This is a genomic window from Nocardioides sp., from assembly GCF_016462705.1.
In the GTDB taxonomy this organism is placed as follows: Bacteria; Actinomycetota; Actinomycetes; order Propionibacteriales; family Nocardioidaceae; genus Nocardioides.
This window is the reverse complement of the sequence record NZ_JAEMSS010000130.1, coordinates 1-12,190: the sequence shown is the minus strand read 5'-3', so window position 1 is coordinate 12,190 and position 12,190 is coordinate 1. Positions and strand designations below refer to the sequence as shown.

The window sequence follows — 12,190 nt, the reverse complement described above, 5'->3', positions numbered from 1 at the left end:
CACCGAGGGCGACTACGCCGCGCGCCGGGCCCGCGCCCACCGCGCGTACGACGAGTGGATGCCGGTCCGGATGGACGGCACGGCGCGGCTGCGCGACGGTGCCCGGCTCTACCGCCGGCTGCGGTTCGGGAGGCTGGCCGAGATCAGCATGCTCGACCTGCGCACCTACCGCAGCGAGCAGGTGCAGACCCTGGCGCCGACGCCCGTGCCCGCGCTCGAGGCCGAGGTCAGCGACCCGTCGCGGACGATCACCGGCAAGGAGCAGCTGCAGTGGCTGAAGGACTCCCTCGACCGGATCGGCCCGCAGTGGAAGGTGGTCGGCAACCCGGTGATGATCGCGCCGGTGACCTTCGCGGCCGTCCCCGACGACCTGCTCGGGCCGATCAACGACGTCACCGGGCTGCTCCCGGACGACGGCCTGCCTTACAACGTCGACCAGTGGGACGGCTACACCGCCGACCGGCGTGAGGTGTTCAAGCTCATCCGCAACCACCAGGTCGCCGACGCCCTGTTCGTGACCGGCGACATCCACTCCGCGTGGGCGTGCGAGCTTCCCTACGACCCGGCGACCTACCCGCTCGGTGACTCGGCGGGCGTCGAGTTCGTGTGCTCGTCGGTGACGTCCAACAACCTCAAGGACATCACCGGCACGCCGCCGCGGACGACCAGCCTCGCGGTGGAGGCGGCCATCCTCGCCAACAACCGGCACATCAAGTACCTCAACTTCGACGACCACGGGTTCTCGGTCCTCGACATCACCAGCCAGCGCGCCCAGATGGACTGGTTCGTCATCGGCGACCGCGCCGACCCGAACACGCCCGTGACGTGGACCCGGTCGATGGCGACCAAGGCCGGCACCGGCCGGCTGCACGAGGTCGAGGGACCGGTGGGCCGATGAACGCGCCGAGCGAGCAGACCCCGTTCGCCGAGGGGCTCGCGGCCATCACCGCCGGACGCCGGACGGTGCTGGCCGCCGGTGGCGCCGGCGTGCTCCTGTCGACCGCCGCGCCGGCATACGCCGGGAGCAAGCCGCGCCCCGGGCCCAAGCGGCGTAGGCGACGCGCCTACGTCCTGGTCGTCGACGGCTGCCGTCCCGACGAGATCGACGAGGGCCTGACCCCCAACCTGATGGCGCTGCGCGACGGCGGCCTGCGGTACCCGCGGGCCTCGTCGATGCCGGTGATGGAGACCATCCCCAACCACGTGATGATGATGACCGGCGTGCGTCCGGACCGGTCCGGGGTGCCGGCCAACGCGATCTACGACCGGACGCTCGGCGAGGTGCGCGACATGGACCGGCCGAGCGACATCAAGGTCCGCACGGTGATCGAGCGGCTCAACAAGGCGGGCTACCGGACCGGCACGGTGCTCAGCAAGGAGTACCTCTACGGCGTCTTCGGCGAGCGCGCCACCGCGCGCTGGGAGCCGCAGCCGATCGTCCCGGTGTCGGGGCACGCTCCCGACGCGTTCACCATGCGGGCGGCACTGGCGATGCTGGAGGAGGTCGACCCGCACCTGATGTTCGTCAACCTCGGCGACATCGACCGGGTCGGCCACACCGACCTCACCGGCCCGCTCGGGCTCAAGGCCCTGCGCCGCGCGGCGCTCGCGGCCACCGACGCCCAGGTCGGCCAGTTCGTCGACGCACTGAAGTCCTCGGGTCGGTGGGAGCGGTCGATCGTGATCGTCCTGGCCGACCACTCGATGGACTGGTCGCTCCCGCAGAACGTGGTCTCGCTGTCGGCGGCGCTGGAGGCCGACCCGCTGTTGGCCGGCAAGGTGCAGATCGCCGACAACGGCGGTGCCGACCTCCTCTACTGGACGGGACCGGAGTCGGAGAAGGCCTCCGCCGTGGCCCGGATGCGCGCGGTCGCCACGACCGTGCCGGGGGTGCTCGCCACCCACGAGCAGACCAACCCGTGGCTGCGGGTGGGACCTGAGGCCGGTGACGTCGTGGTCTTCTGCCGGGCCGGCTGGCGGTTCAGCGACCCCGACCCGGTCACCGCCAACCCGATCCCCGGCAACCACGGGCACCCCGCGACCCGGAACATCCCGTTCTTCATCGGCGGCGGCTCCAAGGTCGTCCCCCGTGGCAAGGCCTCACCCCGGCACGCCCGCACCGTCGACGTCGCGCCCACCGTGGCGGCGTACTTCGGCCTGAAGCGGGGACCCAAGGGCGGGTACGACGGCCACGACCGGTTGCGCTAGGCGCTCCCGGCGGCGAGTCGCGTGAGGGCCTTCCGGACGACGTCGGGGTCGGTGGTCGTCCACATCGGCGGCAGGCTGGCGCTGAGGAACCGCCCGTAGCGCGCGGTCACCAGGCGCGGGTCGAGGACCGCGACGACACCCTTGTCCTCCGTCGTCCGGATCAGCCGGCCCGACCCCTGGGCCAGCAGTAGCGCGGCGTGGGTCGCGGCGACCTGCATGAAGCCGTTGCCGCCCGCATTGTCGGCGGCCCGCTGCCGGGCGCTCATCAGCGGGTCGTCGGGCCGGGGGAACGGGATCCTGTCGATCAGCACCAGCTGGCAGGTGTCGCCGGGCACGTCGAGCCCCTGCCACAGCGACAGGGTGCCGAACAGGCAGGTGTAGGGGTCCTCGACGAACTGCTTGGCCAGCTCGGGCAGCTGCGCGTCTCCCTGCGCCAGCGTGGTCAGGTGCGGCAGCCGCACCCGGACCTCCTCGGCCGCGGTCTCGGCCGCGCGCCGGCTGGAGAAGAGCCCCAGGGTGCGGCCGCCGGCGGCGTCGACCAGCTCGACGATCTCGTCGAGCTGGGCCTTGCCGAGCCCGTCGCGACCCGGCGGAGGCAGGTGCTTGGCGACGTAGAGGATCGCCTGCCGGCCGTAGTCGAAGGGGCTCCCGACGTCGAGGCCGCGCCAGGGCAGGACGTCGTCGGTGCGTGCGACGGGCGGCCCGTCGAGCACCAGCTCGGTCGCCTTGAGCCCGAAGCTCGTGGCCACGGTGCTGAAGTCGCCGCCCAGCCGCAGCGTCGCGCTGGTGAACACCACGACCTTGTCGGTGAGCAGCTTGTCGCGCATCGGGCCCCACACCTGGAGCGGCGCGACGCACAGCCGCGGCGGGATCCGGCTCTGCCCACCACTGGCCCCCTCGGCCAGCCACAGCACGTCGGCCTCGCTGAACCTTGCCATCCGGTCGGCGGTCGCGAACAGCTCCTGCACCGAGCCCTTGGCCTGGGTCATCCCGGCGTCGGCCTCCGCGGACGAGTCGGACTTGGGGTAGGCCGAGAGGCAGGACCGGGCCGCGTCGCGCACCAGCACCAGCGCGTCGCGCAGCGCCTCGGGCGGCTGGTCGATCCGGCCGGGGTCCATCTCCCCCATCGCGACCCGCAGCGCGTCGCCCGCGTCGCCCAGGTCCATCGCCTGGTCTCCCTCGACATGGCGCTGCGACCGCTTCGCGGCCCGGTCGACGTCGGCCGGCAGCAGCTCGTCGGTGGCCGCCTGGGTGATCCGCGACGTGAGCTCGTGGGCCTCGTCGATCACCACCGCGTCGTAGTCCGGGATCATCGGCACGCCCTCGATCGCGTCGATCGCGAGCAGCGAGTGGTTGGTGACGATGAGGTGCGAGCGCTGTGCCTCCTCCCGCGCCAGCTCGGCGAAGCACTCGGCCCCGAACGGGCACTTGGCCGCGCCCAGGCACTCGCGGTGGCTGACCGACACCTGGCGCCACTCGCGGTCGGTGTGCCGCGGGGCCTTGTCCCGCTCACCGCTCCCCTTGCTCTCGACCTCCTCCTCGGCCCAGGCGCGCAGCTCGAGGACCTTGGTCGCCATCGAGCCGACCGGCGCCTCGATCAGGACCCCCTGGTCGTCGGGCACCCCCTCGCGGATCCGGTGCAGGCAGGCGTAGTTGGAGCGGCCCTTGAGCACGGCGTACGACGCGTCGACGCCGGGCAGGTCGCCGACCGCCTCCACGAGGCGGGGGAGGTCGCGCTCCACGAGCTGGTGCTGGAGCGCGAGGGTGGCGGTGGCGACGACCACCCGGCTGTCGTGGAGCAGGCTCGGGACCAGGTAGGCCAGGGACTTGCCGGTGCCGGTGCCGGCCTGGACGAGCAGGTGGTCGCCGCCGGCCAGCGACTCGCCAACGGCCTCCGCCATCCGCACCTGGCCGTCGCGGCGCTCCCCACCCAGCGCCTCGACCGCGGCGGCGAGCACGCCGGCCACCGGCGTGGCGACGGGGGTCTCGGTGGGCGGCGCGGTCACCCGCAAACCCTAGTTGCCGCGACCGACCGTCCCGGCGCTCTCTCCACCGACGGGGAGCTCGAGCTCCACCGACAGGCCGCCCGACTCGAGAGGAGTCAACGTCAGCCGTCCCCCGTGGTGGTCGGCGACGGCCTGCACGATGGACAGGCCGAGCCCGACTCCGCGGTCCGACGACGTCCGGTCGGTGACGCCGCGGCGGAACGGCAGGGTGAGACCGGCGGCCACCTCGGGGCTGATCAGCGGGCCGGAGCTCTCCACCACGAGCCGGGCCGCGGCCCGGTCCGCGGTCAGCCGTACGTCGACACGTCCGCCGGGCACGTTGTGCTCGACGGCGTTCTGCACGAGGTTGGTGACCGCGCGCTCGAGCAGCTGCGCGTCCCCGAGAACGGTCACCGGCACGAGCTCGACGTGCCAGGCGAGGTCGTCGGTCCGAGCCGCGGCCGCCACCTCCGACACCACCAGGTCCAGCTCCACGGGCGCGTGCTGCGCCGGCTGGGCACCGGACTGCACCCGGGCCAGCGTGAGCAGCGCGTCGATGGTCCGGGCCGCCCGGCGGTTCTGGTCCAGGGCCACCTCCGCGGCCTCCCGGAGCTCGGTAGCACCCGCGTCCGGGTCGGACAGGGCGACGTCGAGCGCCACCTGCTGGTTGGCCAGCGGGGTCCGCAGCTCGTGCGACATCGTCGCGACCAGCCGGCGCTCACCGGCGAACGCCTCGTGGATCCGGTCGAGCAGGGAGTCGAAGGTGTCGGCGAGCTCGCGCAGCTCGTCGTGCGGGCCGCCGAGCGACACCCGCTCGTCGAGGGAGTCCGCGGAGATCGCCCGGGCCCGGCTGGTGATGGTGTGCACGGGGGCCAGCACCCGTCCGGCGAACAGCCAGCCCACGCCGACCGACACGGCCGCGGTGAGCAGGAGACCGGCCCCCGACCACCACAGCAACCGGTCGAGGGTGTCGTCGACGGCGTCCGTGCGGGCGTTGACCAGCACCCGGTACAGACCTTCCTCCCCGTCGGCGCGGGCTCGGAGGTCGGGTGAGGCGAGCTCCGCACGTGGGGCGTCAGCCGGGACCCCGCCGTCGGGAAGACGGGTCTCCCCCATCACGAACATCGTCTTCGGCGGGTGGCTGACCAGCGTGTAGACCACCCCGAGCAACGCGGCGGCCGACAGGACCGAGATGAGCGAGTAGACCAGTGTCAGCCTCCAGCGGACGCTCAGGCCGCGCCTCACGTCGAGGGCCTCTCGGTCCTCAGCCGGTAGCCCGCCCCACGCAACGTCTCGATCACCTGGGGCTCCCCGAGCTTGCGTCGGAGCCCGACCATGGTCACCCGCACCGCGTTGGAGAACGCGTCCGCGTGCTCGTCCCACACCCGTTCCAGCAGGTCCTCGGCGGAGACGACGGCCCCGCCGGCCCGGGCGAGCTCCGCGAGCACGCCGTACTCCTTCAGCGTGAGCCGCACCGGCCGGCCGGCCCGGGTCACCCACCGCCGGGCGGTGTCGATCTCGACGTCACCCACCCGGAGCAGCGGAGGTACGCCGGGTGTGGTGCGCCGGGCCAGCGCGTCGACCCGCGCCAGCAGCTCGGCGAACGCGAACGGCTTGGGCAGGTAGTCGTCCGCGCCGAGCGCGAACCCGTCCACCTTCTCCGCCACCGTGCCGGCCGCCGTCAGCATCAGGATCCGGGCCGGGAGCCGCTCACGCACCAGCGTCCGGCAGACGTCGTCGCCATGGACGACCGGGAGGTCACGGTCGAGGAGCACGACGTCGTAGTGGTTCACGGTCGCCTGGTCCAGGGCCGCCGCGCCATCGGTGACGAGGTCCACGGCGTACCCGGAGCGACGCAGCCCACGGACGAGCGCGTCGCCCATGATCTCCTCGTCCTCGACGACCAGCACCCGCATGCAGGCACGCTCGCACGCGAGAGGTTCAGCCCGGATAAGGAAATCCGGAGAACCTGCTGAGTTCGCCAACGCTGAGCGAGCGCGCCTTGGGGTGCAGTGGGCCCATGACCACGATCCGACGACTGCTCGTCACCCTCACCCTCGCCCTGTTCCTGGGGCTCTCTGCCGCCTGCGGCAACGACTCCGACGGGGACGGCGGCGCCGCGCTGCCCGACGCCGCCGGGGCCTCCTCCTCCGACGAGGCGCCCGACGACGAGGCGGACCTCGACCCCGAGGACGCGATGCTGAAGTTCGCGCAGTGCATGCGCGAGCACGGCGTCGACATGCCGGACCCGGAGCCCGGCGGGGGGATCCACATCAACGGCGAGGGGATCCCCGAGGAGCAGGTGGACGCCGCCCACGAGGCCTGCCAGAAGTGGATGGACATGGCGATGCCGGAGGACGGCGGCCGCGAGCTCACCGAGGAGGAGAAGCAGTCGTTCCTCGACATGGCGGCCTGCATGCGCGACCGGGGCTACGACTTCCCCGACCCGGAGTTCGACGGCGGCCGGGTCACCCAGAGGATCGAGAAGGGCGCAGACGGCGGGCCCGGCCCCGAGGACCCCGGGTTCGAGGAGGACCGCAAGGCGTGCGAGGCGGAGGCGGGGATCGAGCCGCCCGAGGACGCCGAGGGCGGCTCCCTCGACGAGCAGGAGGGCTGAGATGCGGCGCCTGTGGTCCCGGCTGGCCGTCGTGGCCGCGGGAGTCATCACCGGAGGACTGGCCGGGTGCACGGTGCCCGGTGCCGACGGGGTCGGGTCGGACGACGAGGACCCGATGACCGCTCCGAGCACCGCCACGGTGCAGCGCACCGACCTGACCGAGACGCTCACCGAGAGCGGCCAGCTGGAGTACGGCGACCCCCTGGACGTCGGCACGCTGCTGACCGGAACGGTCACCTGGACGCCGCCGGTCGGCCACGTCGTGGCCGAGGGCGAGCGGCTCTACCGGCTCGACTCCGACCCGGTGCTGCGGCTCGACGGCACGGTGCCGGCCTGGCGCGACCTCGGTCCGGACGTCACCAACGGCACGGACGTGCGGCAGCTGGAGGAGGCGCTCTCCGACCTGGGCTACGCCGACGACCTCGACATGGAGGTCGACAACGACTGGACCTGGGTGACCACCATCGCGGTCGAGCGCTGGCAGGAGGACCACGGTCTCGAGGAGGACGGGGAGCTGCCGCTCGGCCGGGTCGTCTTCACCGACGGCGACGTCCGGGTGGCCTCGGTGCCGGTCGCGGAGGGCACCGCGGTGCAGCCGGGGACGGTCGTGCTCCAGGTGAGCGCGACCGAGCGGACGGTCACGGTCTCCGTCGACCCGACCCAGCAGCGGCTGGCGCCGGTGAACGAGGCCGTGGACCTGGAGTTCCCCGACGGCACGTCCGTCACGGGCCGGATCCGCGAGGTCGAGCACGTGGAGGGTGACGAGACGACCGAGGAGTCGCTCACCGTGACCATCGCGGTCGCCGGGACCGAGGCGGACCGCAAGGCCGTCGACCGGCAGCTGGACGGGACGTCGGTGCAGGTGGGCTTCGCGCACACCGTCGCCGAGGACGTGCTGGCCGTGCCGGTGACGGCCCTGGTGGCGCTGGTCGACGGCGGGTACGGCGTCGAGAAGGTCGGCGCCGACGGCAGCCGGTCCTACGTCGCGGTCACCACCGGGTCGTTCTCCGACACCCTCGTGGAGGTCGAGGCCGCCGGTCTCGCCGAGGGCGACGAGGTCGTGGTGACGCCATGACCCGGCTGGAGCTGCAGGGCGTGACCCGGACCTACGGGACCGGGACCGCGGCGCTCACCGTGCTGCACGGTGTCGACCTCACGATCGAGCAGGGCGACTACGTCGCGGTGGTCGGACCGTCGGGCTCCGGCAAGTCGACGCTGCTCAACATCATGGGCGCCCTGGACCGGCCGACCAGCGGCCGGGTGCTCCTGGACGGGGACGACCTGACGTCGTACTCCGACGCCCGGCTCTCCCGGATGCGCGGCGCCCACCTGGGGTTCGTCTTCCAGCAGTTCTTCCTCCTGGAGCGGCGCTCCGCGCTGGAGAACGTCAGCGACGGGCTGCTCTACCAGGGTGTCCGGCGCCCCGAGCGGCGGCGCCGGGCGGCCGACGCGCTGCGTCGCGTGGGTCTGGGGCACCGACTGGACCACACGCCCGGCGAGCTGTCGGGCGGCGAGTGCCAGCGGGTCGCCGTCGCGCGGGCCCTCGTGCACCGGCCGGGCGTGCTGCTGGCCGACGAGCCGACCGGCAACCTGGACACCGCGTCGGGGCGGGCCGTGCTGGAGCTCTTCGACGTGCTGCACGCCGAGGGCGCGACGATCGTGGTGATCACCCACGACGAGTCGGTCGCCGCCCGGATGCCGCGGGTGGTCGCGATGCGCGACGGCCGGGTCGAGTCCGACCAGCGGCGGGGGGTCGCGGTATGAGGGGCGGTCCCGGACCCGCCGACCGGCTGCGGCTCGGCGCGCTCGGGCTGACCTCGCGCAAGGGACGGGCGGGGCTGTCGGCGCTCGGCGTGGCGATCGGGATCACGGCCATGGTCGGCGTGCTCGGCCTGTCGGAGTCGTCGCGGGCCGACCTCAACGACCAGCTGGACGCCCTCGGCACCAACCTCCTCGTCGTCTCGCCCGGGCAGGACATGATGGGCGAGGACGCGACGTTGCCCGACAGCTCGGTCGAGATGATCGACCGGGTGCCGACCGTCGAGGCGGCCGCCGCGACGTACGCCGTCGACGCCGCGGTCCGCAAGACCGACCGGGTCCCCGACGAGCAGACCAGCGGCATCGGCGTCGCCGCGGCCGGGCCGGGCCTGGCGGCCGCGGTCTCCGCCGAGCTGCGGGAGGGCCGGTGGCTCGACGCGGCGACCGAGCACTACCCGGCGGTCGTGCTCGGCTCCACCGCGGCCCGCCGGCTGGCCGTCGGGTCCCTGGACGAAGGGGTCCGGGTCTGGCTCGGCGACCAGTGGTTCGCCGTGGTCGGGGTCCTCGAGCCGGTGGTGCTGGCCCCCGAGCTCGACGAGACCGCGCTGATCGGCCCCGCCGTCGCCACCGAGCTGTACGGCGACGACCTGCCGCCCACCACCGTGTACACCCGGGTCGACGGCGACCAGGTGACCGCGACCCGGGACCTGCTGGGGCGCACGGCCAACCCGTCCGCGCCGTCCGAGGTGTCCGTGTCGCGGCCGTCTGACGCCCTCGAGGCGCAGGCGGCGGCCGACGAGTCCCTGACGACGCTGACCCTCGGCCTGGGCGCGGTGGCCCTGCTCGTCGGCGCGGTGGGGATCGCCAACGTGATGGTGATCTCCGTGCTCGAGCGGCGCCGCGAGATCGGCGTACGCCGCGCGCTCGGCGCGACCCGGGCCGGCATCGGCTCCCAGTTCCTGACCGAGTCGGTGCTCCTGTCGCTGCTCGGCGGGCTGGTCGGCGGCGTGCTGGGGGTGGCGCTGACCACCGCCTTCGCCGTCAACCAGGGCTGGGGCGTCGTGTTCCCGTGGGAGCCGGTGCTGGCCGGCCTGGCCTGCTCGCTGGTCGTGGGCAGCGTGGTCGGGCTCTACCCCGCGCTCCGGGCCGCGTCGGTGCCGCCGACGGAGGCGCTCCGGTCGATCTAGTGCGCGCGCAGGGTCTCCAGGTCGGCGCGCAGCGCCGCGGCCCGCCGCGCCCCGAGGAGCCGGTCGATCTCCTGCTCGATCTCCGGCACCAGCTCCCGGGCGATCTCGAAGACCTCACGGCCCTTGCTGGTGGGGATCACCAGCTTGGCCCGCCGGTCCGCCGGGTCCGGGGTGCGGGTGACGTAGCCGTGCCGCTCCAGGTGAGCGACCAGCTCCGCCATCGCCTGCTTGGTCATCTGGGCACGCTCGGCCAGCCTCGCGACCGGCGTCCCGGTGTCGTCGACGTACTGGAACACCGCACCGTGGGCCGGACGCACCACCTCGTGGCCTCGCTCGGCGAGCCGCTCGATCATCCGGTGGTTGAGGCCGATGTAGGCCTCGCGCAGCAGCACGACCGTGTTGAGGGGCCGCGACCTGCCCTCCACCCGGGGTAGCTCCCTTGACATCAGACAGGCTGCCTGTCCATCATGCTCATATGGACATGTTACCTGTCGATCTCCGGGTCGACCTCGACGCGGCCGAGACGCTCACCATGGGAACCGACGAGATCGTCGTCCTGACCTCCTGCGCCCACACGAACGGCGACATCTACGCGGTGCTGGTCCGGATGCCCCCGGGCGGCGGACCGCCGGTCATGCACCGCCATGCCCCCAGCGAGGTCTACCTGGTGCTCGAGGGCGAGTTCGCGTTCTACGTCGGCGGTCGGCACGAGACCGTGGACCGGGTGCCGGTCCGGGCCGGCCAGGTGATGCCGCTGGCCGGCGGGACCCCCCACACCATCCGCAACGAGTCGGACGCGGACGCCGTCGCGTTCGTCGTCCACTCCCCGGGCCGGGCTATGGAGGGCTTCACCCGGGCCGCGGCCTCCCTCGCCGCCCGGGGAGAGCCCTCGATGGAGGCGGTGCTGGCGATCGCCGAGGAGCACGGCATCGAGCTGCTCGGGCCGGTGCCCGCGGGCGCCGGTGGGACCGGCCCGGCGCAGCGTTGACCTGCTGCGCAGGACCGGGCGTCACCGACCGTGCGTCAGTACTCCAGGTGCTCGAGGTAGAGGTGGCCCACGGCGGCTGAGGTCAGCGGGGTGACGTCGGGGTTGTCGTTCTCAACGATGTACTCCTCCACCCTGTGGGTCCGGAAGATCCGCGGGAAGTCGACGACACCGGTGCCGAGGTCGGCCATGTCGCCCGTGGCGCCGTCGCGGTCCTTGACGTGGAACTGCCGGACCGCCTGGGGCGCCTCCCGGATCACGTCGATGGCGAACCGGTCCGGGTCCGCGGCGCCGGTGTCGACCCCGCCGGTGTAGGCCCAGTACAGGTCGACCTCGAGGTGGACCAGCCGCGGGTCGAGCCGGGAGGTCAGCACCTCCCAGGGAGTGACGCCGAGGTCGATCGTGAACTCGTGGGCGTGGTTGTGGTAGCCGTAGCGCAGGCCGTAGCGCTTGGCGACCGCGGCCTCGGCGTTCATCTGGTCGGCCCACGTCTGCCACTGGGACAGCGAGGGCGAGCTGAGGAACGGCACCACGACGTACCGCTGGCCGAGGGTGACCGCGTTCTCGAGCTTGGTCCGTAGCGATCCGGCGTCGGGGCTGATGCCGTCGTGGCTGGACGACGCCCGGATTCCGAGGTCGTCGAGCAGGTCCCGGATCTGCCGGGCGGTACGCCCGTAGTAGCCGGCGAGCTCGACCTTCGCGTAGCCGTAATGCGCCAGCCGGGCCAGCACGAGGTCCACTCCCGCGGGCGTGCTCATCGCCGAGCGCAGCGTGTAGAGCTGGATGCTGATCCGGTCGTGCGGCACCTTCCGCCCGCCGTTCCCGTGGCCGTGACCGCCGCGTCCACGCGCCTGCGCCGGGGCGGCGGCCCCGACCGCGGCGACCCCCGCGACCCCCGCGGCGCCGACCGCGGCCCCGCGCAGCAGGGACCGGCGGCTGGCGCCCTTCTCCTCCAGCGAGCGGCGCAGCGCGCCCTCGCCGTCATAGCCGAAACACATGACGAACTTCCTTCCCGAGACGTGCACGTGCTCCCGGACCGGGTGGTCCGGGACGTTCTACTCCTTGGTCGCGAACGCCGCGTCGAACGCCGCCTCCGGGGCGTCGAACGCCAGCCGCCGCACGAACTCGAGGGCCTCGGGCGCACCGACGAGCCGGTCCATGCCGGCGTCCTCCCACTCGACCGAGATCGGGCCGTCGTAGCCGATCGCGTTGAGCATCCGGAAGCACTGCTCCCACGGCACGTCGCCGTGGCCGGTGGAGACGAAGTCCCAGCCGCGCCGGGGGTCGGCCCACGGCAGGTGCGACCCGAGCCGCCCGTTGCGGCCGTTGGTCATCTGCTTCTTCGTGTCCTTGCAGTCGACGTGGTAGATGCGGTCCTTGAAGTCCCACAGGAAGCCGACCGGGTCGAGGTCCTGCCAGACGAAGTGGCTCGGGTCCCAGTTGAGGCCGA

The 12,190-nt window shown here is 73.2% G+C and carries 13 protein-coding genes; 7 read left to right on the top strand and 6 right to left on the bottom strand.

Annotated features, from left to right (window positions below):
- Positions 1-898 (top strand): alkaline phosphatase D family protein (locus JHD21_RS15625; protein ID WP_292677075.1); only part of this gene is annotated, 898 nt, incomplete at its 5' end.
- Positions 895-2,208: an alkaline phosphatase family protein gene (locus JHD21_RS15620; protein WP_292677073.1), complete on the top strand. Its 1,314-nt coding sequence runs from the start codon at positions 895-897 to the stop codon at positions 2,206-2,208. The genes JHD21_RS15625 and JHD21_RS15620, both read left to right, overlap by 4 nt.
- Here JHD21_RS15620 and JHD21_RS15615 read toward each other — a convergent pair.
- The 3 genes from JHD21_RS15615 to JHD21_RS15605 all read right to left on the bottom strand — a co-directional run bounded on the left by JHD21_RS15615 (position 2,205) and on the right by JHD21_RS15605 (position 6,109).
- Positions 2,205-4,109 (bottom strand): ATP-dependent DNA helicase, encoded by a 1,905-nt coding sequence (locus JHD21_RS15615; RefSeq protein WP_292677077.1) that lies wholly within the window; start codon positions 4,107-4,109, stop codon positions 2,205-2,207. The two genes, JHD21_RS15620 and JHD21_RS15615, sit on opposite strands and share 4 nt — an antisense overlap.
- Positions 4,110-4,223: 114 nt before the next feature.
- On the bottom strand, positions 4,224-5,438 hold the full coding sequence (locus JHD21_RS15610) for an ATP-binding protein (protein WP_292677071.1): 1,215 nt from the start codon (positions 5,436-5,438) through the stop codon (positions 4,224-4,226).
- Complete coding sequence (locus JHD21_RS15605) at positions 5,435-6,109, bottom strand: response regulator transcription factor (RefSeq protein WP_292677069.1); 675 nt, start codon at positions 6,107-6,109, stop codon at positions 5,435-5,437. Before JHD21_RS15605 ends, JHD21_RS15610 begins: the two co-directional genes overlap by 4 nt.
- A gap of 104 nt (positions 6,110-6,213) precedes the next feature.
- On the opposite strand from JHD21_RS15605, the gene JHD21_RS15600 reads away from it, so the two are divergent.
- The 4 genes from JHD21_RS15600 to JHD21_RS15585 are packed head-to-tail and all read left to right on the top strand — an operon-like array spanning position 6,214 to position 9,755.
- Positions 6,214-6,810: a hypothetical protein gene (locus tag JHD21_RS15600; RefSeq protein ID WP_292677067.1), complete on the top strand. Its 597-nt coding sequence runs from the start codon at positions 6,214-6,216 to the stop codon at positions 6,808-6,810.
- A gap of 1 nt (position 6,811) precedes the next feature.
- A complete protein-coding gene (locus JHD21_RS15595) occupies positions 6,812-7,885 on the top strand; it encodes a peptidoglycan-binding protein (protein WP_292677064.1) in 1,074 nt (357 codons plus the stop codon).
- Positions 7,882-8,574 carry an ABC transporter ATP-binding protein gene (locus JHD21_RS15590; protein ID WP_292677062.1) on the top strand — a complete coding sequence of 231 codons (693 nt, stop codon included), beginning with the start codon at positions 7,882-7,884 and terminating at the stop codon, positions 8,572-8,574. The genes JHD21_RS15595 and JHD21_RS15590 overlap by 4 nt, the downstream gene beginning before the upstream one ends.
- Entirely contained in the window at positions 8,571-9,755 is a 1,185-nt protein-coding gene (locus JHD21_RS15585; RefSeq protein WP_292677060.1) for an ABC transporter permease, read from the top strand. The genes JHD21_RS15590 and JHD21_RS15585 overlap by 4 nt, the downstream gene beginning before the upstream one ends.
- On the opposite strand, the gene JHD21_RS15580 is transcribed toward JHD21_RS15585, so the two are convergent.
- Positions 9,752-10,201, bottom strand: coding sequence for a MarR family transcriptional regulator (locus JHD21_RS15580; protein WP_292677058.1), 450 nt, complete (start codon positions 10,199-10,201; stop codon positions 9,752-9,754). The two genes, JHD21_RS15585 and JHD21_RS15580, sit on opposite strands and share 4 nt — an antisense overlap.
- 29 nt (positions 10,202-10,230) lie before the next feature.
- Here JHD21_RS15580 and JHD21_RS15575 point away from each other — a divergent pair, with 29 nt between their 5' ends.
- The gene (locus tag JHD21_RS15575) at positions 10,231-10,743 is read left to right on the top strand and encodes a cupin domain-containing protein (RefSeq protein ID WP_292677056.1); all 513 of its coding nucleotides are present in this window, start codon (positions 10,231-10,233) and stop codon (positions 10,741-10,743) included.
- Between the two features lie 35 nt (positions 10,744-10,778).
- On the opposite strand, the gene JHD21_RS15570 is transcribed toward JHD21_RS15575, so the two are convergent.
- Complete coding sequence (locus JHD21_RS15570; RefSeq protein WP_292677054.1) at positions 10,779-11,738, bottom strand: sugar phosphate isomerase/epimerase; 960 nt, start codon at positions 11,736-11,738, stop codon at positions 10,779-10,781.
- Between the two features lie 57 nt (positions 11,739-11,795).
- A partial coding sequence (locus JHD21_RS15565; protein WP_292677053.1) for a sugar phosphate isomerase/epimerase occupies positions 11,796-12,190 on the bottom strand: 395 nt, incomplete at its 5' end.

What these genes read in the sequence shown, in the direction of transcription:
- JHD21_RS15620 (WP_292677073.1), top strand. Translation starts at nt 895, where the DNA reads ATGAACGCGCCGAGCGAGCAGACCCCGTTCGCCGAGGGGCTCGCGGCC.
- JHD21_RS15615 (WP_292677077.1), bottom strand. Translation starts at nt 4,109, where the DNA reads ATGGCGGAGGCCGTTGGCGAGTCGCTGGCCGGCGGCGACCACCTGCTC.
- JHD21_RS15605 (WP_292677069.1), bottom strand. Translation starts at nt 6,109, where the DNA reads ATGCGGGTGCTGGTCGTCGAGGACGAGGAGATCATGGGCGACGCGCTC.
- JHD21_RS15600 (WP_292677067.1), top strand. Translation starts at nt 6,214, where the DNA reads ATGACCACGATCCGACGACTGCTCGTCACCCTCACCCTCGCCCTGTTC.
- JHD21_RS15595 (WP_292677064.1), top strand. Translation starts at nt 6,812, where the DNA reads ATGCGGCGCCTGTGGTCCCGGCTGGCCGTCGTGGCCGCGGGAGTCATC.
- JHD21_RS15590 (WP_292677062.1), top strand. Translation starts at nt 7,882, where the DNA reads ATGACCCGGCTGGAGCTGCAGGGCGTGACCCGGACCTACGGGACCGGG.
- JHD21_RS15585 (WP_292677060.1), top strand. Translation starts at nt 8,571, where the DNA reads ATGAGGGGCGGTCCCGGACCCGCCGACCGGCTGCGGCTCGGCGCGCTC.
- JHD21_RS15580 (WP_292677058.1), bottom strand. Translation starts at nt 10,201, where the DNA reads ATGTCAAGGGAGCTACCCCGGGTGGAGGGCAGGTCGCGGCCCCTCAAC.
- JHD21_RS15575 (WP_292677056.1), top strand. Translation starts at nt 10,231, where the DNA reads ATGGACATGTTACCTGTCGATCTCCGGGTCGACCTCGACGCGGCCGAG.
- JHD21_RS15570 (WP_292677054.1), bottom strand. Translation starts at nt 11,738, where the DNA reads ATGTGTTTCGGCTATGACGGCGAGGGCGCGCTGCGCCGCTCGCTGGAG.